The organism is Gracilibacillus sp. Marseille-QA3620 (genome assembly GCF_054950035.1).
Window position 1 is genome coordinate 2,725,818 of record NZ_CM143102.1, and the last position, 23,515, is coordinate 2,749,332.

The 23,515-nt window shown below is 43.8% G+C and carries 21 protein-coding genes; 7 read left to right on the plus strand and 14 right to left on the minus strand.

Annotated elements, in window-relative coordinates; genetic code table 11:
- Positions 1-94: 94 nt before the first annotated feature.
- Complete coding sequence (locus ACY8DX_RS13805) at positions 95-1,186, plus strand: YkvI family membrane protein (RefSeq protein WP_049670447.1); 1,092 nt, start codon at positions 95-97, stop codon at positions 1,184-1,186.
- Here ACY8DX_RS13805 and ACY8DX_RS13810 read toward each other — a convergent pair.
- The gene (locus ACY8DX_RS13810; protein ID WP_462405435.1) at positions 1,183-1,965 is read right to left on the minus strand and encodes a polysaccharide deacetylase family protein; all 783 of its coding nucleotides are present in this window, start codon (positions 1,963-1,965) and stop codon (positions 1,183-1,185) included. The genes ACY8DX_RS13805 and ACY8DX_RS13810 overlap by 4 nt on opposite strands.
- A 149-nt stretch (positions 1,966-2,114) precedes the next feature.
- Between ACY8DX_RS13810 and rarD the strand changes: the two genes are divergently transcribed.
- Positions 2,115-3,041, plus strand: a complete 927-nt coding sequence (gene rarD, locus ACY8DX_RS13815) for an EamA family transporter RarD (RefSeq protein ID WP_049670445.1) — start codon at positions 2,115-2,117, stop codon at positions 3,039-3,041.
- A gap of 107 nt (positions 3,042-3,148) precedes the next feature.
- On the opposite strand, the gene ACY8DX_RS13820 is transcribed toward rarD, so the two are convergent.
- The 4 genes from ACY8DX_RS13820 to xylA all read right to left on the minus strand — a co-directional run bounded on the left by ACY8DX_RS13820 (position 3,149) and on the right by xylA (position 7,794).
- A complete protein-coding gene (locus tag ACY8DX_RS13820) occupies positions 3,149-3,352 on the minus strand; it encodes a hypothetical protein (protein ID WP_049670444.1) in 204 nt (67 codons plus the stop codon).
- Between the two features lie 170 nt (positions 3,353-3,522).
- A complete protein-coding gene (gene xylE / locus ACY8DX_RS13825; RefSeq protein ID WP_462405436.1) occupies positions 3,523-4,920 on the minus strand; it encodes a D-xylose transporter XylE in 1,398 nt (465 codons plus the stop codon).
- Positions 4,921-4,951: 31 nt separating this feature from the next.
- Positions 4,952-6,448, minus strand: coding sequence for a xylulokinase (gene xylB / locus ACY8DX_RS13830; protein ID WP_462405437.1), 1,497 nt, complete (start codon positions 6,446-6,448; stop codon positions 4,952-4,954).
- Positions 6,449-6,474: 26 nt separating this feature from the next.
- Entirely contained in the window at positions 6,475-7,794 is a 1,320-nt protein-coding gene (gene xylA, locus ACY8DX_RS13835) for a xylose isomerase (protein WP_462406947.1), read from the minus strand.
- 153 nt (positions 7,795-7,947) lie between these two features.
- Here xylA and ACY8DX_RS13840 point away from each other — a divergent pair, with 153 nt between their 5' ends.
- Positions 7,948-9,129: an ROK family protein gene (locus tag ACY8DX_RS13840; protein ID WP_462405438.1), complete on the plus strand. Its 1,182-nt coding sequence runs from the start codon at positions 7,948-7,950 to the stop codon at positions 9,127-9,129.
- 137 nt (positions 9,130-9,266) lie between these two features.
- Here the strand turns inward: ACY8DX_RS13840 and ACY8DX_RS13845 are convergent, their stop codons facing one another.
- The 4 genes from ACY8DX_RS13845 to ACY8DX_RS13860 all read right to left on the minus strand — a co-directional run bounded on the left by ACY8DX_RS13845 (position 9,267) and on the right by ACY8DX_RS13860 (position 12,418).
- On the minus strand, positions 9,267-9,755 hold the full coding sequence (locus ACY8DX_RS13845; protein WP_462406948.1) for a pyridoxamine 5'-phosphate oxidase family protein: 489 nt from the start codon (positions 9,753-9,755) through the stop codon (positions 9,267-9,269).
- A 123-nt stretch (positions 9,756-9,878) separates the two neighbouring features.
- Positions 9,879-11,207 (minus strand): TrkH family potassium uptake protein, encoded by a 1,329-nt coding sequence (locus ACY8DX_RS13850; RefSeq protein WP_462405439.1) that lies wholly within the window; start codon positions 11,205-11,207, stop codon positions 9,879-9,881.
- 15 nt (positions 11,208-11,222) lie between these two features.
- A complete protein-coding gene (locus ACY8DX_RS13855) occupies positions 11,223-11,885 on the minus strand; it encodes a potassium channel family protein (protein ID WP_462406949.1) in 663 nt (220 codons plus the stop codon).
- A 263-nt stretch (positions 11,886-12,148) separates the two neighbouring features.
- On the minus strand, positions 12,149-12,418 hold the full coding sequence (locus tag ACY8DX_RS13860; RefSeq protein ID WP_462405440.1) for a hypothetical protein: 270 nt from the start codon (positions 12,416-12,418) through the stop codon (positions 12,149-12,151).
- 268 nt (positions 12,419-12,686) lie between these two features.
- Between ACY8DX_RS13860 and ACY8DX_RS13865 the strand changes: the two genes are divergently transcribed.
- A complete protein-coding gene (locus ACY8DX_RS13865) occupies positions 12,687-12,980 on the plus strand; it encodes a KOW domain-containing RNA-binding protein (protein WP_049670433.1) in 294 nt (97 codons plus the stop codon).
- A gap of 130 nt (positions 12,981-13,110) precedes the next feature.
- Here the strand turns inward: ACY8DX_RS13865 and ACY8DX_RS13870 are convergent, their stop codons facing one another.
- From ACY8DX_RS13870 to ACY8DX_RS13880, 3 genes are all read right to left on the minus strand, one after another.
- On the minus strand, positions 13,111-18,348 hold the full coding sequence (locus tag ACY8DX_RS13870) for a SpaA isopeptide-forming pilin-related protein (protein WP_462405441.1): 5,238 nt from the start codon (positions 18,346-18,348) through the stop codon (positions 13,111-13,113).
- A gap of 538 nt (positions 18,349-18,886) precedes the next feature.
- On the minus strand, positions 18,887-19,297 hold the full coding sequence (locus ACY8DX_RS13875) for an HMA2 domain-containing protein (protein WP_462405442.1): 411 nt from the start codon (positions 19,295-19,297) through the stop codon (positions 18,887-18,889).
- Between the two features lie 473 nt (positions 19,298-19,770).
- Positions 19,771-20,055: a hypothetical protein gene (locus ACY8DX_RS13880; RefSeq protein ID WP_049670428.1), complete on the minus strand. Its 285-nt coding sequence runs from the start codon at positions 20,053-20,055 to the stop codon at positions 19,771-19,773.
- A gap of 146 nt (positions 20,056-20,201) precedes the next feature.
- Between ACY8DX_RS13880 and ACY8DX_RS13885 the strand changes: the two genes are divergently transcribed.
- Together ACY8DX_RS13885 and ACY8DX_RS13890 are read left to right on the plus strand one after the other, a co-directional pair.
- Positions 20,202-20,759, plus strand: a complete 558-nt coding sequence (locus ACY8DX_RS13885) for a TetR/AcrR family transcriptional regulator (RefSeq protein WP_462405443.1) — start codon at positions 20,202-20,204, stop codon at positions 20,757-20,759.
- A gap of 109 nt (positions 20,760-20,868) precedes the next feature.
- Positions 20,869-21,369, plus strand: a complete 501-nt coding sequence (locus tag ACY8DX_RS13890; protein ID WP_049670427.1) for a CarD family transcriptional regulator — start codon at positions 20,869-20,871, stop codon at positions 21,367-21,369.
- A gap of 53 nt (positions 21,370-21,422) precedes the next feature.
- On the opposite strand, the gene ACY8DX_RS13895 is transcribed toward ACY8DX_RS13890, so the two are convergent.
- A complete protein-coding gene (locus tag ACY8DX_RS13895) occupies positions 21,423-21,623 on the minus strand; it encodes a cold-shock protein (protein WP_049670426.1) in 201 nt (66 codons plus the stop codon).
- 997 nt (positions 21,624-22,620) lie between these two features.
- On the opposite strand from ACY8DX_RS13895, the gene ACY8DX_RS13900 reads away from it, so the two are divergent.
- The gene (locus tag ACY8DX_RS13900) at positions 22,621-22,881 is read left to right on the plus strand and encodes a hypothetical protein (RefSeq protein WP_462405444.1); all 261 of its coding nucleotides are present in this window, start codon (positions 22,621-22,623) and stop codon (positions 22,879-22,881) included.
- Between the two features lie 294 nt (positions 22,882-23,175).
- On the opposite strand, the gene ACY8DX_RS13905 is transcribed toward ACY8DX_RS13900, so the two are convergent.
- Entirely contained in the window at positions 23,176-23,268 is a 93-nt protein-coding gene (locus ACY8DX_RS13905; protein WP_462405445.1) for a YjcQ family protein, read from the minus strand.
- Positions 23,269-23,515 lie beyond the last annotated feature (247 nt).

Below are 23,515 nucleotides of genomic sequence, written 5' to 3' on the forward strand. Positions count from 1 at the left end.
TCCCTATATTCAGCAGTTCTGAATTATGCTAGTATAGTAATATTAATAATCTGAAATCTCCGTGATTTCAGGCAAAAAAAGAGGTATCTTACATATGAAAAAAAGCATCTATTTAGCTGGAGCTTTTGTCGGGGTCATTGTTGGCGCCGGATTTGGCTCCGGGCAGGAAATCCTGCAGTTCTTCACTAACTTCGGGATGTACAGCATTCCTGCGATTCTATTATCTACTGTCCTGTTCGCATTTATCGGTATGCAGGTTGCCCAGCTGAGCAGCCATCTGCAAGCCACATCTCATAAAGAAATTATTACGGTCCTTTGCGGCCGCGTTCTTGGAAATGCGCTTGATATCGTGTTATCGTTCTTCTTATTTGGCGTTGGCGTCATCATGATTGCCGGGGCGGGCTCCATTGTTGAGCAGCAATTCGGCATCCCTGCATTTATCGGTGCCTTAGGAATGACCATCATCACCGTATTGACGATGCTGTTGAAGATTGAACGGATTATCGGGATTATCAGCTCCATTACTCCATTCCTGCTCATAATCGTTATTGTGATTGTCGCTTATGCCCTCATGAAGAATGGTATTAATCCAGATGAGGTAAATCGTTATGCAGACGTCACGAAGGCTTCCGCCTCCAACTGGATGATGAGCGGACTCCTGTATGTATCCTTTAATGTTGCCGTTGGTTTCTCAATGCTCTCTGTCATCGGCGGAACCTTCAAGGATAAGAAGCAAGCTGGTGTCGGGGGCATTATCGGAGGCATCCTTCTTGGAGTGCTGCTCCTTCTTATCAATGCAGGAATGATGACCAACTTTGCCGTCACTCAAAAGATGGACATGCCGACCCTTTATTTGGCTAACAACATCTCCCCGATTGTCGGGCACCTGTTATCCATCATTCTATTGGCCATGATCTATAATACATGTGTCGGCATGTTTTATTCCTTTACTGTCCGCTTTGTACCGCAAGGACGCTATTTCGGTATCTCCGTAAGTGCAGTCGGTCTCATCGGGTTTGCACTCAGCTTTGCCGGGTTTACAACATTAGTGAACACAGTCTATCCAATTATGGGCTATGTCGGCTTCGTACTGCTCGCTTCGGTTACATGGTCATGGATCCGCTCCACTCACCATGCCCCGCTGCCGATTGGCTCCATACCAGTTCACCCGCAGAAACTGGATTAATCATCTATACGATTTAGAAGGCGCTGGGAAAATCCCGGTGCCTTTTTTCTTTTCCCTTCGACTAAATCAGCGAATTCATCCATCGACATGGAGCCTGTCACATACAGCCTTGGCAATTCAGCGTTTTCTTCTTTCTTTCCACCAAGCATATAATACTCTGGTGTAGTCGTCAGGCCGAACTCATACACTTTCCTTGTCTCACGAATCACTCGCTCATTAAAACTGCCAAACGGATAAGAAAGAGCAACCACCGGCTTGCTCGTAATTTGCTCAATGGTTTCCTTCGAGCCCTTTAATTCATCCTCCAGATTCTCTGTCTTCGTCAAATCTGGATGGGTCGCTGTGTGGGATTGAACTGAAATGAGATTAGAGGAAGCGAGCCTTTTCAAGTCGTTTTCCGATAACCGGTTCTTGCGTCCGATAAAATCCGATATAACAAAGAAGGTCCCTTTTGGCAGAAAATCGTTTGTTTGCAGCTTTTGAAAAACAGCAAATGCCTGCAGATTATTTTTGTATCCATCATCAAAGGTGAGGAAGATTGGCTTCTCGACTTTATCCAATTTCCCCCAATCCTCGAAGGTAAGCGGGGTAAATCCATGCTCACGCAAATACAGGACCTGTTTTTCAAAAACATCCGGTGCGACATATAATTCTTGGTCTCCATGCCCTTTATATTCAGCGATGGAATGATAAACGAGAATGGGAATCTTCTCTGCAGCCTGTGCATTCAACGGCATAAATATCGTCAGTAAGATAAGAAGTCCACAGATTCTTTTCAAAGGTACGTCCTCCATTTTTTGCTTTTAGCATACGCAAAATGACTCATACTAAACAAGCGCATTCATAAGACTGTAAAGTTTCCTAATTCAGGAAACAGGAGTATAATGAGTTCAACTTAATACGAGAACCTACAGAAAGAAGCGTGCTTATGGAGAGAGAAAAGAAGATTGGAATATGGATTGGTGCAGGCTCCTATTTCATTTGGGGAATCCTGCCGATGTATTGGAAGCTTGCCGGGGAGATCGATGCTGTGGAGATATTGGCGCATCGTATGATTTGGTCCTTTGTATTCATGGTCGTACTGATTGCCATCTTTGGCAGGTGGAAAAGTGTCATGACCGAGCTCCGTCAGATTACTCGGCAGCCGAGAACTCTTTTGGCCATGACAGCGGCCACTTTGCTCATATCTATCAACTGGTTCCTGTTCATTTTTTCGGTTAACGGCAATCATATTTTATCCGCCAGTCTTGGCTATTACATAAATCCGCTCGTCAATATTGTGTTTGCGATGCTGCTGTTGAAGGAACGGCTGCGCTCAGGTGAGATGGTTGCAGTTGTCATTGCAGCAATCGGGGTAGTACTTTTATCCATCAGTCAAGGGGCTGTCCCATGGGCGGCTATCAGCCTGGCGATTACGTTCAGTTTATACGGGCTGATCAAGAAGAAGGTCTCTGTGAGCACATGGACAGGATTGACCATTGAAACCTTAATCATCTCCCCGTTCGCACTCATTTATTTGCTCTTTTTTGCCGAACATGCTTTCATGGGCTACGGGTCGGGCTTGAATGCGGTAGCGATTGGGGGCGGACTTGTTACGGTCGTACCGCTTCTTCTCTTTTCTTCAGCCGCTAAACAAATCAGCTATGTAATGCTCGGATTCCTGCAATATTTAGCGCCGACTCTTATGCTGATTGTCGCCGTTTCCATTTACGGAGAGACATTGACCGCTTTTGAATGGGGATCCTTCCTAAGCATTTGGATTGCCCTTATCATTTACACAACGAGCAATATCCTATATGCCAAAAGACAGAAGAAAATCACTCAATATGAGATCAAGGCTCATCATTCCCTATAAATAAACAGCGGCGGACAGTGTATTCTGTCCGCCGCCTTTTATGCGAAAAAATAAATAAGCATCCGTGAGCAGATGCTTTTCTCGAAGGGTGTCCGATTCAGGGAGGCTTAATGGATTCGTGTAATAAATAATTTCAGAAGACCTGGTATGCTCAAACGTACCCAGATTCTCCCTGCGATGAATCCGCACAGCTTCAAACGCTGAATCATTCGCACGCTAAACAATTCTCTCAAGGCAGCTTGTATGTCAAATGCCTTGGTTGTGCCTTCGTTTCCTTTCACTACATCATTTTTCTTGTTTGTTGTATCCATTTTTCACCTATCACTCCACCTGGATGACCAGGAATTTTTATCTGCTAAAACATTATATCACAATATCACCTTACCTCTCTCTTGTCTATTAAAATTGTTAGATTGAAAGGGAGAAAAAAGAAAACTCTCCAAAAGCAGGATAGTAATTGCTTTTGAAGAGTTCCAAATTGTCAGCTGACGCGTCTGCGCCAAAGTGCATCCATATCCTCGAGTGTCTTGCCTTTTGTTTCCGGCACCCATTTCCAGACGAAAAGGGCAGAAAGAACACTCATAACGCCGTAGAAGCCATATGTCATCGCTCCGCTGTATTCCATCATCATCGGATACGTGGATGAGATGAAATAATTGGCTGCCCATTGGGCCGCTACCGCAATGGCTACTGCTTGCCCGCGAATCTTATTCGGGAAGATCTCTGAAATGAGCACCCAGCAGATTGGTCCCCATGACATCATAAAGGACGCTGTATAGATAATAATGAACACAAGGGTAGAAACCCCTATGATTTCAAAATAAGCAAGAGACGCTACACCAAACATCCCAATCGCCATCCCACTGGACCCGACGATCAAGAGCGGCTTTCTTCCCCACTTGTCCACCGTCATGATAGCGAGGATGGTGAAGATAACATTAACCAATCCCATGACGATGGTTTGCAGCATAGAGGCATCCTTTGCCGCACCCATGCTTTCAAAGATTCTTGGTGCATAATAAAGTGCCACATTGATTCCGACAAATTGCTGGAATACAGACAGCAGGATTCCGATGATAATGACCAGCTTGCCATAGGCAAATAATTTCCCCCGAGCAGCATTGGTTCCAAGGGTTCCTTTAATGTCGGCAAGAATGCCTTTAGCTGCCTTCGCTCCATTAATCTTCGTCAGAACAGATAATGCTTGGCTGTCCTTCTTCTTAAGAGCGAGATAGCGCGGTGTCTCCGGAACAAAGAATAAAAGCAAACCGAAAAGAATGGCTGGCACAGCCTCTGAGGCAAACATATAACGCCAGCCAATATCATTGATCCAGGCGACTGTTTGTCCGCTCGCGATCAAATAATTGACGAAATAAACGACCAGCATCCCAAAGATGATGGCGAATTGGTTGAAGGAGACTAAGCGGCCGCGTATATCTGCCGGCGCAATCTCTCCTATGTACATCGGTACGACTGCTGAAGCAAGACCGACGCCGATTCCTCCGATAATCCGGTACGCATTAAACATCAGCAAAAGCGAAATGCTCGGTTCCCCTTTTGTGAAGAATAAGAATTCCGGATAAGCTGAACCCAGCGCTGATAGAGTGAAGAGGATTGCCGCAAAGATCAAGGAATTCTTCCGGCCGAATTGACGGGAAAAATACCCGGAAATGATTCCTCCGATAATACAGCCAATCAAGGCGCTGGACGTTGTGACACCATGGATGAATGAGCTGAGCCCAAGGCTTTCAATGAAATATACCTCTAAAGAGCGCTCAGCCCCGGATATGACAGCTGTGTCATATCCGAAAAGCAATCCGCCGAGCGCGGCAACCATCGTAATCGTAATGATATAGCCTAAATTTCGTTTTTCCTTCATGATTGTCCATCCCCTTTATTCTGCCTGAACCTTAACGAAATTCCATTAACCCCTTACACAATTCCCTCGTTTGCGGGTAAACCTTCTGATAGAGCGCATATAGCTTGCGGTATTGTTCCGCCCTTTCAGGATTTGGGACATACTCATCCTTATAGGAGGTGAACACTTTTGCACATTCCTCTAAGCTGGCAAAGATACCGCTTCCATAGGCAGCCAGAATAGCCGCTCCAAGCGCAGGTCCCTGCTCTCCTCTCAAGGTCACGACTTTAGCCTGGAAGATATCGGCCTGCATTTGCAGCCATGCGGGATTCTTGGCTCCTCCGCCAATGGAGACGATGGTATCGATTTCTTTTCCCTTCTCCCGGAAAATCTCAATCGATTCATTCAGAGAGAACGTGATTCCCTCCATGACAGCCCGAGCCAAATCTGTTCTCGTATGTGTCGCATCAAGGCCGATGAAGCTTGCACGAATCATCGCATCCGGATGCGGCGTCCGCTCACCTGTTAAGTATGGAGCAAAGAGAAGTCCATGTGCTCCAGGCGGAATGTCTCCTACACCTTCAAGCAATTGCTCCATCGTCTCCTCTTTGGCAAACTGCTCCTTGAACCAGCTGAGCGAGTGACCGGCAGATAAAGTTACCCCCATTGTATAGAAGGCATCTTCCTTCCCATGATTGAAATAATGGACGACTCCGCCGAAATCAAGATCCTTCTCTGCCTCATAGGAGAGAATGACTCCGGAAGTACCGATGCTGCATAGGGTTGCGCCTTTTGCAAGGATATTTGCTCCAATGGCGCCGCACGCATTATCCGCTCCACCGGCGAACACCTTCGTTTCAGGTGAGAGCCCAGTGCTTGCTGCGAAAGCGGCAGTCAATGTACCGGCAAGCCCGTGAGATTCCAGTAATGGCGGACAGAGACTTTCCTTTATCCCGAAGATCTCACAAATCTCCTTGCTCCACTTCTTATTCGGCACATCCAGCAGCAGCGTACCAGCCGCATCGGAATATTCACTGTGAATCGTGCCGGTCATTTTGAAACGGACATAATCCTTTGGCAGCATAAACACCGCTGCCTTCTCAAACAGTGCTGGTTCATGCTCCTTCACCCAGAGAAGCTTCGGCAGGGTGAATCCCTCCAAAGCAGGGTTTTTCGTAATGGAGAGAATTCTCTCCTTCCCTGCCGTCTTGTAGATTTCCTCACATTGCTTTGTCGTTCTTGTATCATTCCAGAGGATGGCTGGGCGGAGAACCTCATACTCCTCATCAAGGAGAACAAGTCCGTGCATCTGCCCGGAAAAGCTGATTCCGGCTATATCGCCAGGCTCGCCGTCAAAACGCTTGATAAGCTCAGCCAGTGCCTCTTTCGTCTGCTTTACCCAATCCTCCGGCGATTGCTCGCTATATCCCGGCTTTGGATGATAAAGAGGATAAGGCTTTGATACCTCTAAAGAAACCTCTCCAAGTTCATTGACAAGCAAGGCCTTGACCGAGCTCGTTCCAAGATCGATTCCAATTACATACTTCATTGTCCGGCTCCCTCCTGCCTTGTCCATTAGCGAAGAATATCAAGTAAGTAAGAATTAACGATGGCTCTTAGTTGTTCCTGTCTGCCGGATTGATTTTTGATTTCGCCAAGACCGAGTGCATACTGCTCCAATGATTTCAAATCAGCTTTTCCTTCAATGATTTCAAGGCCGATTCCATCTTTGAAGCTGCTGTAACGGTTATCAATGAAATTCTCAAGAACCTTGTCATCAATTAGTTTCTGAGCAACCTTTGCTCCAATTGCGAAGCTGTCCATACCGGCAATATGGGCGTGGAATAAATCTTCCGGATCAAAGGAGCCCCTTCTTACCTTCGCATCAAAGTTCAGACCGCCTCTGCCAAGTCCGCCGTTCTTAATAATTTCATACATCGCTAATGTCGTAGAGTACAAGTCTGTTGGGAATTCGTCCGTATCCCAGCCAAGAAGCGGATCTCCTTGGTTTGCATCCACAGAACCTAGCATGCCATGAATGCGTGCAACGCGTAATTCATGCTCGAATGTATGGCCAGCCAAGGTTGCATGGTTTGCTTCTATATTAAACTTAAAGGAATCAGCTAAATCATAAGCCTGCAAGAATGATAGAGCTGTCGCCACATCATAATCATATTGGTGCTTTGTCGGCTCCTTCGGTTTCGGCTCAATCAAGAACTGGGCATCAAAGCCGATTTCTTTCGCGTAATCAACCGCCATATGGAACAAGCGTGCCAGATTATCGAGTTCGAGCTTCATATTTGTATTTAATAAAGTCTCATATCCTTCACGACCGCCCCAGAACACATAGTTCTGCGCACCAAGCTCTTTACCGACTTCAAGACCCTTCTTCACCTTAGCTGCTGCATAAGCAAACACATCTGCATTCGGGGCTGTACCTGCACCATGCACCCAGCGAGGATGAGAGAACATATTCGCCGTGTTCCAAAGAAGCTTTGTTTTGCTCGTCTTCATATAATCCTTGATCATAGCAACAATCACATCAAGATTCTTATTCGTTTCAGCTAAGGTTGTTCCTTCCGGTGCAATATCGACATCATGGAAGCAGAAGAATGGTGCCTGCAATTTTTCGTAGAATTCAAATGAAGCTTCGACACGTGCTTTCGCAAGATCTAATCCAGTTAAATGGTTGTATGGTCTCTTCATTGTTGCCTGACCGAATGGATCGGTGCCCTCAGCCGTAAATGTATGCCAATAAGACACAGCGAAACGAAGCAGGTCCTCCATCGTCTGACCATTTACTTGCTCGTTCGGATTATAATAACGGAATGAAAAATCATTTTGACTGTTTGGCCCTTCATATTGAATCTTCTGTACATTTGAGAAATAGCTCATCATTTCTTCCTCCTTGAAAATCTATGTAATCGTTTACAACTCACAAGGAAATTGTAGCATGGAAAACTTTGTTTGTCTAACGAATAAACAAAGTTTTTCAAATCGTTGCACTTATGGTATAAATAAGAGTAGCGAGTATATGAAGGAGAGGAAATGATGAAGTGGAATCAGCAAGTCGTTAAGCTGAACAATAAACAAATCATCCTGCAAGCCATACGTGATAAGGCACCAATCTCACGAGCCGACTTATCCCAAACACTCGGGTTGACGAAAGGCACCATCTCCTCCTTAGTGAACGAATTGCTTGAGGAGAAGTTATGTGTAGAATCAGGTCCTGGGGAATCAAGCGGCGGCAGAAGACCTGTCATGCTTCTGTTTAATGACCGGGCCGGCTATACGATTGGCATCGATGTCGGCGTCAATTACATACTGGGCATCTTAACTACGTTAAATGGCGATATCATACGTAAGGAGAAACAGAAAACAGACAACAAGGATTATCAAGCCGCTGTCGGAAGAATCATCTCTATGATCAAGGATCTTTATCAATCCGTTCCAGAAAGCCCTTATGGAGTGGTCGGAATCGGGATTGGGATTCCTGGAATTGTGGATAATGAGGGAGATATCCTGCTTGCCCCGAACCTTGGCTGGGAGTACAAGAATCTCAGGAAGGAAATCGAGGCAGCCTTCTCCATTCCCGTCATTATTGAGAACGAGGCTAACGCAGGCGCTTATGCCGAAAAAATCCTCGGCGCCGGCCAGGATTGCGACAATATGGTCTATGTCAGTGCCGGAATTGGGATTGGGGCTGGATTTATCTTGAATGGGCAGCTCTTTAAGGGGGCAAACGGGATATCTGGAGAAATGGGCCATATGTCCATTCAATATGACGGACTTCCTTGTCCATGCGGGAATAAGGGCTGCTGGGAATTATACGCCTCAGAGCGCGCCCTGCTGACAAAGGCAGAGGCCATCCATCCAAATCAAGAAGACCTCTCCCTTGAGGATTTGATTGAGTTATGTAACGCCAATCGCCAAACGAAGCCTCTATTTGAGGAGGTCGGAACCTTTCTCGGAATTGGGATGACGAATATCGCCAACACCTTTAATCCCGAGAAGATCATCATCGGCAATCGGCTCGCAATGGCGAAGGATTTGCTGATAGAATCCATCCTGGCAAACGTAAAGGAACGAAGCCTGAAGAACAGCCAAACTGATTTGCAGATTGTTTTTTCCAATCTATCAGTCTATTCCGCCGCATTAGGGGCAGCCGCACATGGGGCGGAACATTTTTTATCCATTGATTTACACAAAAAAAGTGTAAATGCATACTAAAACCGTCGATATATATGATGTAACAGTCATCGCAGCATTCTCCATTCTTTGGAACCCTCCTCCCCACCAGGGCTTGGAGGGATTTTTTTGGTGCAAAAAAGAGGCCGGCTCTGAGGTGAGCACGGCCCATTTTTCATTTATTGAAACTTTATGGTTTTATTCATATCTGCTGGGTCAGTTTCATCGTTGCCTGTCATTTTCTTGAATAAGTTGACAGCATTCTTCGTCACGCTTCCTGTTTCCCAATATTCTGCCGACCGGACATTTACCTTGAGCAAGACAACATTTGGGTCATCATAGGAGGTGTCCAGCATCTTCTCATAGGCTTTATTCCAAAGCTCGCGTTTCTTATCCATATCCTCTACTACTTCTACTTTACCGCTGACAGAGACATAGGATTTACCCGCATAGGAAACATTCACGTCACTTTCATGCAGAATCTCACGGTATTTTTCGGTATCCTTCATTGTAAAGAACCAGAGATCCCCGTCGAATTCAACTTCCTGCGTCATCATTGGGCGTGAAATCAGCCCTTCCGATGTGCTTGTTGTAAACATGGCTGTATCGATATCTTTAATTAAATCTCTCAGTTTTTCAATTTCTTCTTGATTATATTGATTGTTCATCATCTAGTCCTCCCTTATCGTTTATACGTATATTACCCTTGCATTTTCCTCTTAATCCTTTTATTAGGACTTATCAATTTCGAGCATAAAAAAACAGCCAAGCAAATTGCTTTGACTGTCAGATTATCCGATAAAAATATCTTCCTCCGGATAGCGGATTTTTGCTGTCCTTGTTCTGGCGAAGGAGAAAGCCAATGTGAGCGGACCAATCCGTCCAATAAACATGAGAATAATGATAAAGAGCCTGCCGGCATTTGATAAGTCAGGCGTCAGTCCCATGGAAAGCCCCACTGTCCCAAAGGCCGAGAAGGACTCAAAAAGAATCATCGACATCGGGGCATCCTCTGTGACGGTCAGCAGAAAAGCGGTCAAAAAGACAAAGAAAAGCCCAATCATCGTCACGGCCAATGACTTAAAAACAACCGTCTGATGGATTGTCCGCTCAAACATGACCGGCTCCTTCCGTCCACGTATGTAGGCAAACACGGACCAGACAATGACGATAAAGGTTGTCACCTTAATACCTGAACCGGTAGAAGCACTGCCTGCCCCAATAAACATGAGAAGCATGATGAGAAGAAGCGAGCCATCCGTCATCCCGCCAATATCAATCGTATTGAAACCAGCCGTACGCGGGGAAATCCCTTGAAAATACGACACCCACAGCTTCTCTCCAAGCGGCATAGAGCCAATGGTTGCCTCATTCGAATATTCAAGGAGGAATAAGAACAGAATGGCTGTCACATTCAATACAAAGGTCCCGATAAGCATGATTTTGGAATGGAGCTTTAAGTTCTTGAAGTTTCGTTTATTTGCCAGATCAACCAATACGGTAAACCCCAGTCCTCCCGTGATAATCAACAGCGTGATAACCAAGTTAACAAGGCCATCATGCGAATAACCCATCAAATTATCGGAAAATAAGGAAAAACCCGCATTATTGAAGGCTGAGACGGAATGGAATAAGCTATAGAACAATCCTCTAACAACCCCATACTCTGGTATCCATTTCAGCGAAAGGATGATAGTCCCGGCAAGTTCAACGGCTATCGTGAAAATAAATAAAATCTTCACCAAACGAATGACTCCCCCAATGGAGGTTTGGTTAAATGACTCTTGCACAATGAGCCTTTCTTTAAGCCCGATTTTCTTACCGAGAAGGATCAGGACAAAGATGGCAAATGTCATCAAGCCAAGTCCTCCAATCTGCATCATCACAATCATGACACATTCCCCAAATACAGAAAGTGTTGTCCCTATATTAATCACACTTAAGCCGGTCACCGTTGTGGCGGATGCGGCCGTAAAGAAGGCGTCCATCCAAGAGATTTCCACCTTCGTTGAAATCGGCAGCTTTAAGAGCACTGTTCCCAAAAGAATGACGAGCGCAAACCCAAGCGCCAGAACTTGAGGAGGTGTGAGTTGGATGGTTTCCCACTTGCTGTGATTCATGGATATTCCCCCAAGCTATAGTTCTATTTCACTAAATTTAGTGAGAGCTGATTTCTTGCCAATCATCATCAAGACATCCCCCTTTTGAATCACTTCATCAGGAAGCGGTGTCATAATTAAGTCGGAATTCCGCCAAATGGCCACAACCGTGCATCTGTATCGCTGACGAATATTGACCTCAACAAGGGTTTTCCCAGCAAGCTTGTCGGTCGCCATAATCTCCATCATGCTATGCTCTTCTGATAGAGCAATATAGTCAATAATATGCTGGGAGATAAGATGTTGGGCAATGCGCACACCCATATCCTTCTCCGGATGAATGATGCGGTCTGCCCCAATTTTCTCAAGCACCTTGTGATGATACTCATTCTGGGCTTTCACCCATACATTCTCCACACCTATCTCCTTCAAGATCAACGTCGTCAGAATGCTAGCCTGAATATCATCACCGATTGCAACAATGACATAATTGAAGTTCTTGATCCCAAGCGCCTTCATCGTCGCTTCATCTGTTGTGTTGGCAATCATGGCATGCGTGGCGCATGAAGAATATTCTCGAACCAGATCTTCATTTATATCAATAGCCAAGACTTCATGTCCCATCATGAACAATTCTCTCGTTACCGCTCCACCGAATCGCCCCAGCCCGATGACTGCGTATTGTACTTTCGATCCCATCATCAACACTCCCCGTCCTGATTAGTATATTGAAAACACAATAGGTTTATCCGAATTTTTTAGGCTTTTACTTGATACTGAATGGTACGCCTCAAATTTTTGAAAATCAATGTACAGAAAATCTACAGTTTTCTAATTTTTGTAATTTTTAAGAGAAACCGGGTTAGATGTGCCACCCAGCTTCTCTTTTCGTTTGCTACTTTTCCTTTTTCTTCGATAATCTGCTCATGAACTCTCTGTTCCCGGTTACTTTCCTGTTTTTCCTATGTTGAATCATTGATCATCAACGGAATTACCCGATTATAAACCTCTTTTCCCGCCATCCGTTTGGGAAGCTTCTTCAGTTCTTCATAGAATTTTGCCTTTATCTCATTTTCTGAACGAATTTTATTCAGCGGATTCTTTCTAGACTGGCTGTCAATATCAAACACATGATAAGCAGGAGCGTCCAGAACAGCAGCCTTCTTCTCTATCGACTCATTGCTCGCTTGCTCTGCTTTCTTGCCGGATTCTTCTGCCTCATGAACAGCCAAACAGCAGAATCATTCAGAATATAACGATTAAAGAACCTATTAATCTTAATCTCTTCATCCTATCTCCATCCCACACATTCGACCCAACACACCCCCTTTATTTTCCAAATTATCAAATGAAAGCTGATAAGATAGGGATGAAAGGATGAAATAGGAGCAATTTCTTATCTGTACAAGATTGATAATTGAAAGATTAGTTTTGCTAAAAAAAGGGTAAAGATATATATATAAAGTTCGACCAAATTCGACATAAAGGATGTTGAGAATCATGAAAACATTCAAAGTTGGTGACCGAGTCTATGTTAAAGAAGAAAACGAAATGGTAGAGGGCACAGTTGCCAAGGTCGATGCTGGCAAAGAGATTGCAACTGTATATTTCGAGAAGCCTTACTACAATCTACGAACAAGAAAATTTCATTTTACTGCATTGCACGCAATGGATGAAACAGACTTAACATCTGACGATTATCTAGATTTGATGAACCTAGCCCTCTCACTCGGGGATGAAGAGCTATTTGCATCCTTCAAGAAAGAATTGAATAACTGCAGGACACTCAATTAACATCCCTTATACACATACAATAATCAGATTAAATCATCAGGCGGAGTTATCTCCGCTCTTTTTTGTTGATAAGGAAAAAAGAAAGGATGGCGGCTGAACACTCAGCGCCATCCTTTCTCACTTACCAGTTTCATTCATGTTTATGTTTTTTTCTAGTGTAATATAAACCGAAACCGGCAAGCATAAACACGGCTAATGCCAAGAAGATGTTGACGACATCTTGGCCTGTTTTCGGATTAACGAAATCCGTTACCGCCGCCACGATTTTTTTCGCAACAGTAGGTTCTTCTTTATCCACCGCTGCTGCTTTCACTTCATGAACCGTTACAGTTGCTTTAGCTTCATGGACGATTTCCTCGCCATCCATGGTTACCTTCGCTACTGCAACGTTTGTTAATTCACCGATATCCTCCGCAGTTGCTTTGTGAGTAACAGTGAATGTTTCGGTTTTTCCAACCTCAAGCTTGCTGATGACTTCGTCAAGGCCGACCATTTCGTCGACTACATTAATGTCTGTCAACGCTTTATTGCCTGTGTTGGTGACATCGATGGTGTAAGTGATGCTTTCGCCCACTTTTACTTCATCTTTGTCGGCTGTTTTGTTGATTTCAAATCCATAAGTCGGATCAACGACGATGGTTACTTCATCTTTTTCGGTAACATCATCATTTTTCACTGTGACGGCATTTGTATAAACTGTGTCAGCGAGATCAGATTCCGGAATCACATAGGATGCATGGAATGTCTCCGTTTGTCCAGCAGCTAAATCAAATGCGCCTTCATAGCCTTCCACTGATAATTGATCGATTGTAGAGTCTCCGTCTTTAGAGAAGACATCTTCAAGGGTCAATCCGTTCAAATCAATGTTACCATCGTTCGTTACCTTGATAGTGTAATTGACGGTTTCACCTTGTTCATAGTTTGTTTTATCAGTGGTTTTTTCGACTGTTAGGCTAGGATTTTCTTTTGTGTTTTCGATCGTTACTTCTACAGGTTTTTCTTTACTATCAATCTTAATTGTCCATTCATTCTTTTCTGAAAGAAGGTAGCCAGTTGGAGCTTTACTTTCAACTAAAGTGTATTCTCCATATTGTAGTTCATCAAATTTCGCTAAACCATTCTTATCAGTTTTTACTGTTTGGACTTTACCATCTTTGTCAGTGAGAGTAAATTCTGCACCTTCTAATACTGTAGAATGATCTTCGGAATCCACTTTCAAGACTTCCACGCTGCCAACTGGAGTGTTGGTTACTTCCACTTTTTCCACTTGACCGGCTTTGGTGATTTCAATGGTTTGTTTAGAATCTTTGGTCAACACATAACCATTTGGCGCTTTGACTTCTTCCAATGTGTATGTGCCATATTCCAATTCCTTGAATGTGGCTGTACCATTTTTATCAGTCGTTTGTGTTTGATTGAATTCTTTGTCTCCCTCTTTGGTCAACTTGAATTCGACTCCTGCCAAGGTTGTGCCATCTACGGCATCTACTTTGGCCACTTCCACGCTGCCAACTGGAGTGTTGGTTACTTCCACTTTTTCCACTTGACCGGCTTTGGTGATTTCAATGGTTTGTTTAGAATCTTTGGTCAACACATAACCACTTGGCGCTTTGACTTCTTCCAATGTGTATGTGCCATATTCCAATTCCTTGAATGTGGCTGTACCATTTTTATCAGTCGTTTGTGTTTGATTGAATTCTTTGTCTCCCTCTTTGGTCAACTTGAATTCGACTCCTGCCAAGGTTGTGCCATCTACGGCATCTACTTTGGCCACTTCCACGCTGCCAACTGGAGTGTTGGTTACTTCCACTTTTTCCACTTGACCGGCTTTCGTGATCTTAACAGTTTGTTTAGAACCGTCTGTCAACACATAACCATTTGGCGCTTTGACTTCTTCCAATGTGTATGTGCCATATTCCAATTCCTTGAATGTGGCTGTACCATTTTTATCAGTCGTTTGTGTTTGATTGAATTCTTTGTCTCCTTCTTTGGTCAACTTGAATTCGACTCCCGCCAAGGTTGTGCCATCTACGGCATCCACTTTGGCCACTTCCACGCTGCCGACTGGAGTATTGGTTACTTCCACTTTTTCCACTTGACCCGCTTTCGTGATCTTAATGGTTTGTTTAGAACCGTCTGTCAACACATAACCATTTGGCGCTTTGACTTCTTCCAATGTGTATGTGCCATATTCCAATTCCTTGAATGTGGCTGTACCCTTTTCATCAGTCGTTTGTGTTTGGGTGAATTCTTTGTCTCCTTCTTTGGTCAACTTGAATTCGACTCCCGCCAAGGTTGTGCCATCTACGGCATCCACTTTGGCCACTTCCACGCTGCCGACTGGAGTATTGGTTACTTCCACTTTTTCCACTTGACCCGCTTTCGTGATCTTAATGGTTTGTTTAGAACCGTCTGTCAACACATAACCATTTGGCGCTTTGACTTCTTCCAATGTGTATGTGCCATATTCCAATTCCTTGAATGTGGCTGTACCCTTTTCATCAGTCGTTTGTGTTTGGGTGAATTCTTTGTCTCCTTCTTTGGTCAACTTGAATTCGACTCCCGCCAAGGTTGTGCCATCTACGGCATCCACTTTGGTCACTTCCACACTGCCGACTGGAGTGTTGGTTACTTCCACTTTTTCCACTTGACCCGCTTTCGTGATCTTAATGGTTTGTTTAGAACCGTCTGTCAACACATAACCATTTGGCGCTTTGACTTCTTCCAATGTGTATGTGCCATATTCCAATTCCTTGAATGTGGCTGTACCCTTTTCATCAGTCGTTTGTGTTTGGGTGAATTCTTTGTCTCCTTCTTTGGTCAACTTGAATTCGACTCCCGCCAAGGTTGTGCCATCTACGGCATCCACTTTGGCCACTTCCACGCTGCCGACTGGAGTATTGGTTACTTCCACTTTTTCCACTTGACCCGCTTTCGTGATCTTAATGGTTTGTTTAGAACCGTCTGTCAACACATAACCATTTGGCGCTTTGACTTCTTCCAATGTGTATGTGCCATATTCCAATTCCTTGAATGTGGCTGTACCCTTTTCATCAGTCGTTTGTGTTTGGGTGAATTCTTTGTCTCCTTCTTTGGTCAACTTGAATTCGACTCCCGCCAAGGTTGTGCCATCTACGGCATCCACTTTGGTCACTTCCACACTGCCGACTGGAGTGTTGGTTACTTCCACTTTTTCCACTTGACCCGCTTTCGTGATCTTAATGGTTTGTTTAGAACCGTCTGTCAACACATAACCATTTGGCGCTTTGACTTCTTCCAATGTGTATGTGCCATATTCCAATTCTTTGAATGTGGCTGTACCCTTTTCATCAGTCGTTTGTGTTTGGGTGAATTCTTTGTCTCCCTCTTTGGTCAACTTGAATTCGACTCCCGCCAAGGTTGTGCCATCTACGGCATCCACTTTGGTCACTTCCACGCTTCCCACTGGTGTGTTTTTCACCTGAACTGAGATCGCTTCTTTGTTTTGGTCTACGACCACTTCACGAGCTGCCGCTTTCACGTACCCCGCTGGTGCCTCAACCTCTGTCAGGATGTAAGTGCCATATTCCAATCCATCGAAAGTGATTGTTCCTTCGGCATTTGTTTCCTTCGTCACTGGCTCGAAGTCTTTGTCATCCTTCTTCGTCAAGGTGAACTTGACTCCTTCCAGCTTGATGGAGCTGTCCTGGCCGTCCACTTTCTCTACGACCACACTTCCCACTGGCGTGTTTTTCACCTGAACTGAGATTGCTTCTTTGTTTTGGTCTACGACCACTTCACGAGCTGCCGCTTTCACGTACCCCGCTGGTGCCTCAACCTCTGTCAGGATGTAAGTGCCATATTCCAATCCATCGAAAGTGATTGTTCCTTCGGCATTTGTTTCCTTCGTCACTGGCTCGAAGTCTTTGTCATCCTTCTTCGTCAAGGTGAACTTGACTCCTTCCAGCTTGATGGAGCTGTCCTGGCCGTCCACTTTCTCTACGACCACACTACCAACCGGAATCTTTTCCCAGATGGCTGTCATTGTGACGTTTTTATTTGGCATAGAGAATGTCTGATTTGGCTGCATAGTGGTAACGCCATCGTAACCCTCATAAGTATATTTCCATCCAGCAAAGGTGTATCCCAGAGCCTCAGCCTCTGCAAGTGCAGCCTCAGCGGCAGCTTCGACTGTAACCACAGAGCTGACTAAATAGCTCTTCTCTGCAGGGACATCAGTATTAATCTCACCTTCTAAATCGCCCCAATTGTAAGTAACCTTATACTTGGTGTTGTCCTGTTTAACATTCAACAACAGCCAATAAGGTTCTTTTTTGCTGGAGTGTCCAAAAGCAGTCTTGGTGATGCCGTCATCACTATCTAGCATGATAGAGGCAACTGTTGCACCTTCCATAACTTCTGCCTTAGAAATAGCATTACCGGAAGCATCTGTCCGGCAGCTATACTTATCACCACAGACTACCTTATAGCTGTCCAAATAATAGCCTGGAGTGAATGTGATAAGAATACCATTTTCCACAGCTGCTCCTGTTGTGGATGAAGCAACACCCTCTTTCAGTGTCGTTCCATTGACAGACACAGTTGCTCCAGTCACAGTACCACCATTGGTCATACTATCGTAACCAAAAGCCTGTGTTTCGTCGTAGTATTTTTCGTCAGGCTCCATACCACCAGGGCCGGCTTTAGCGGATGCATTTGCTCTTTCGCTTGAGCTGTCATCTGATTGAGCCACTGCCTCAGAAGATGATTCATCTACTGTCTCTTCATTAGAAGCGGCTGTCTCATCAGCAGCTTTCTCGGAATCTGGTTGGTCTTCAGATTCAGTAGTTTGTTCTTCAGTTTCTTTCTCTGTACTTTCTTCCGAAGCTGCTGCTACCTCTTCTTCAGGCTCTGTTGCTTCTTCAGACACTACTTCTTCTTGGGCTGTGACCTGAATCGCAACAGATGAAGTACCTCCATTCTCAGAAGTTAAGGTCGCTGTACTGCTCCCTTTTTCGTTTGCAGCGACATTGACCTTAATTGTCTTGTTGCTGCCTTCCTTCCATGTAAAACTCAAGGTTTTGTCTTGCTGGGCTGCGATGTCAATATTCCCTTGACCATCCGCAATGCCCTTAATGCTTAATCCGCCGTCAACGGTGAATGTAAGCTTACCAGAGTCTTCTCCTATATCAGACAGTGTAGCTGTCAGCGTGTCGCCTTCTAGAGCTTCTGTTTGATTAAAGCTCAATGCAACATTCGTGTTTTCTGCGCTGACATACTGTGCGACAGGAGATAGAACAGTTTGTACAAGAAGAAAGACAAGTGTCAGAATGGAGAATGCCCTCTTCTGCCAGCTCTTCTTGTAGGTCTTCGTCCTTGACGTCTTCATTGTTCACACACCCTTATGAAGTTTTTTTACTGCTGTACTGCCTAACACTCCTTTTTTTCTTTATAGGCATCGCCTCTTTTTTGTCATATTGGCTAAAATATTTTAAAATAAATATAATTAAATAATATTTAAAAATAATATTTTAGCCTTCGACCTTATTATAAAGATTTTTCTAAAAATTTTCACTATAAATAACATTGGTAATTATTATTTTTGTATAAATTTTTCTGTAAATATATTATTAATTTGGATGTTCTCCCGATTGCTGCCATTACATACAAAAAAGAGCATGAAAACATCGTTTCATACTCTTTCATGTCAATAACATGACTATTCATTCAAGATGAGCCTGCTGCATGATAAGAAATAAGATAAAGACGTAAAACCACTCACGCTTATTTGATGTTGCTCTAGGAGAATTTTCGCTAAGACAAGCAACCTTCAAATCTGCTGTTCGTTATTCTTAAAAGCTGAATACAAATCCCTGGTGTTGGAATGCATTCTTATTATTTGTTCATACAAATAGTCCAAACCATATTTATGTATGTTTCTTGAATAGCCCGAGTGTCGAGGAGAGCTTATGAAGGAAATCCCCTGCAACTACTTTATCTGCAAGAATGGTTTCTGCATTTCTCTCAAGACTAACCCAAGATGCCATGAGGCCTTTGATAGCATTCGTCTGTTGCTTATCCTTCACCTTTTCTCCCACTTCCTCCAAGCATTCACAGAAGAGAGAGACATAACGAAGAACATCCTTTTCCCTGATTTCCTCTCGGTCGTAATGGATCAGCATCGTATGCGCCGTTGGTTCCAGCTTTACGAACTTAATCCCGATCATAGAACGGAGCATCGCTTCAATCGCCGCCGGGTCATTGACCTTTGTCAACAAAGGGATGAATAATTGTATTCTTCCTGGGATGGAATGAAGTATGGCCGGCTTTTCACTCAATTGGTACTCCTCCTTTCAATCGTAATCCCACATTATTATAGAGCCTGACCGAAATATAAAGCAATGACCAAAAAGCCTGTCATCTAACATGGCTTATCCCCTTCACGATATGTAAAAAGCTTAAGGTCAATTGCAACCATAAGCTTAAAGGCTTGTTCATTCCCCTTCATGTTCGGCAACCAGCTCAGCCAATCGTTCATTTTGGGCTACCATTTCCTCCATCATTGGTTCAGCTTCCGGAATATCATCCTAGCATTCTTCATATTCGTCCACTAGACGGCTCAAGTCACCGGTGTTATGCTCGTAAAGGCGATAGCCAAACCGCACCAAACACCGTTCCTATCATAAAGCCAGCTAAGAATTCTATATTCAGTGCCATAATCAATATCTCTCTGTTGCTAATCGTGATATAAGATACGGAAGAAAAATCATCTCACTATAATTTAATTCCTAAAATGAATTGCGATTCACGATTATTCTTCCTCCTCATCTTCGGATAGATATTTCGTTTTCTTTAAGATGAGTTCATTTTTCTCTGTATCATAATAATAGATTTTTAATTCGTAACCGGTATAAATACCAAAATAACCATCACCAAGATCCACCATTTCCTCCGTCCCCGTTTCACTGATTACCTCTATCGGTTCATCCGGTACCACGATCTCATCCATCCTCCCGCAGCTCCCGAACAAAATGACGACCATGATGATCAGCAAAGTATTATTAATCCGTTTCAATTCAAATGATAGCTTATCCATTACACGCCTCCCTTTCCTGTTCAACCTACCTAATTATCTTATCACACAAAAAGGGATTATTTACCACACAATTCAATCATTTGGGGGTACTGGATTATTTTTGATATAATAAAGACAGACCGGTTGGTATGGGAGGTGCCTATTAGTTGGAAACAAAATCACGAATCATTGAAACTGCGACGGTCCTTTTTCAGCAAAAGGGCTATAAAGGAGTGGGATTAAACGAACTCCTCCGAGAATGCAGCATCACGAAAGGCTCACTATACCACCATTTCCCGAACGGCAAGGAGGAGCTGCTCATTGCATGCCTCCATTCATTGAACGAATCAATCACCAGCCAAATTGAGGACATCTTCGCTCAGCACACGAGTGCGCTTGTAGCCGTTACGGCCATGATTGACATGCTGATCGCCCAGTATGAGGAGACAGGCGCGATCACCGGCTTCACCGTCAGCAGCATGGTCAGCGAGATGGCTAGTTTAAGCGACCCGGTTCGTGCGGCATGCGCCCAATTGTATGAGAACCTGCAGGTCATCTATTCACAGAAATTAATGGCTGAAGGATTCACAGAAACAGCAGCACAGACAACCGCTGTGAGCTTAAGTGCCATCATTGAGGGCGGCATGATGCTTTGCCTTGCCCAGAAATCGGCTGAGCCGCTGCGAATCGTTGCAAATACGATTGCCAAGATGTTAAGGGATTGACAAAGGAACGGCAATGGACTGCCGAACAGAAAAGACGGCTATTCATCTATTATTTTATTAATATACGGTTACTTGGAAAGAAGGTAACCAACAGGGAGGCAATATTTATATGTATTCGATTGGGGAGAAGGTCTTTTACGGAATACACGGCGTATGCATCATCGAAGATATTCAGGAGCAGAGCTTCATGGGGCCAAAGGCGCCTTACTACACCTTGCGCTCCTACCAGAATGAGTCACTGCAATTATACCATCCAGTAGAATGTGAGAATTCAAAGCTATCGCCGATCATTACGGCTAAGACAGCTGAGGAGATTCTTCAGGTCTTCACGCAGCCTGCAAGCGAGTGGAATGAGCGTCCGACATTCCGGAACCATAAATACCAGGATGCACTGGACTCAAGTGATCATTTTGAGATCGCCCAAATGGTCAATACGATCATCCGCAGGAAATACGAGCTTGCCGCGATCGACAAGAAGCTGCCAAGCCAGGATGCCCAGACGCTTATGAAGGTATCCCCTATCCTCTATGAAGAACTAGCCCTCAGCCTCGAGACAACAGCCGAACGAATCGCCAAACGGATTGAAGAGCTGATCCGCCAGAACCCTTAAGAAACGAACAAAACCAGATTCCCTGTTTGAGAATCTGGTTTTTTCATGGTTTCTTATAGTTTTTCTACATTCGCAGCTTGAGGACCACGTTGTCCTTCTTCTACCGCGAAGCTAACAGACTGGCCTTCTTCTAAAGTCTTGAAGCCCTCGCCTTGAATCGCAGAATAGTGCACGAATACGTCAGAACCTGCTTCGCGCTCGATGAATCCAAAACCTTTTTCTGCATTAAACCATTTTACTTTACCTTGTTCCATATCTTTCTTTCCTCCTAGTGCCATAGCACATAAAGTGTTACTATTCCTGCTCAGGCGCTTTAGATCATGTGAATCTAATACAAAAGAACAAAAAATAATACTCTTTAAGTATAATGTGAAATCGCTTCCAAATCAAAGGAAACTTTTCGCCACTTTTCGCAAAAGATAGAAGATTTTTGTCATTTTAAAAGACTACCAGTCAATCAAACCTGCAAAAAAAGAGACGTAAACCCTTGATATTATTAGGTTTTCAGCTCACCCCTCCTTTTGGACCTACTAACAGGATATCCTCATCCCTTTCATATCTAACAAATTTGTCATTAAGCCTATACACCCGAATAAACCCTATATCAAGCACTGGATACGGGCTCAAGTGCACTTTTGCCTCCCGCTCCATCTCCCATAAGTCATGTTTCGACATTCCTCTTGAAATCTCCCTGCCGTACCTCTCCTTTCCAAGAGTCCGATGGGGAACAAAATCACCCAATTCAAAATTACGCGTAACCAGCTCCGGCGAGAGCGAGACTGCCTGCAGATTGTCCGCTTACATACAGAATCGATCGATTCCCCGAAATATGCCGGTTACCCATCACCACACGGAAAGGCTTAACCCACTTACATACCTCGCGAACCCGTTCAAGCCAGGCTAAATCGTGTGAGAGCCCGCCCTTTGTCTTTAAGGTAAGGTGATATGTGGCTCCACGCCTGATTTTTCCATCCGTCTGCTCTGGAACTGCTCAACGAGACAAATAACTAAAAACTCCTCGCTGGTATCGGTCGGAGAGCCAAAATGATTCCAATAATGGTTTTTAAGCTGACATGATTTGATGAATTTAAATAAACCTATAACCGAGTTTGAAACACAGGGAAAATTACTTCAAAGATAAGCTTGATTTATGAAAAGGATATTTTCGTAAACACTATATTTTAAAATTAGTTGGATTAATTTGGAATCAACAATATATAATGATAGTATATTGAAAATAGGAGGCTTAAAATGAAAAATAGTTCATCAATTATTATCGGTTTAGCAATAATAATAGGTTTCACTATTTTAGGTATTTTTCAAATGGTCATATCCGAAGATAAATCAAATGAAGCGGGTGTTAGCGGTGAATACAGGTATGATCTGGTTCCTGCTAATGACAATAATATCATTATTTTTGACAAGCAATCAGGAGAATATTGGAATAAATTTATACCACTTGATGAAGGACCTACAAATTGGGAAAAGGGCGATTCTCCAATAGAAAAGTAGTGAAAAATACCATAAAGATTCAATCAAATACTTAAATTAAAGTAGGCTCACCTAAATAGATCAGAGAAATGAAAACACCTCTCGTAGCTGGGACCTTTTGACTCTATGACACTCTTAATTCGTTCCTTCATATCCACACAATCACTCTATAAAAATAGAGCGCCCACCCGCTTTGAACAGGTTGGCGCTCTGATTACTTATATTTCTTCGTCAATGCCATTATCACGCCGATTGGAAAGTACAAAATCGCCGCAATCCCGAACAGCAAACCTTTTTTCTTCATACTATCCCTCCTTATATACCCGGTACGATTTCCTTGATTCCACACAAAAGCCTACTGGCTTTCTGCATCATACTGTTTTCCTCCAGGTATTCCATTCCCTTCATCGTGATTTTAGGAGATAGGTGCCCGTCACTCCTCGGATCATATCAAGAATGTGATATGGATTAATTATGATTAACACACATATCCATCAAATCCAATATTACCCTAGTATATTATATCACTATTTTTTTGAATATCGAATAATTGACATTTCCGCTATAGTAGCAAAAAGATGAATGTCTCAGCTCAACCGAGGATCAAACACCACCTAATTCAAAGTAATCTACGTGTAATCAAGTAGGCAATACG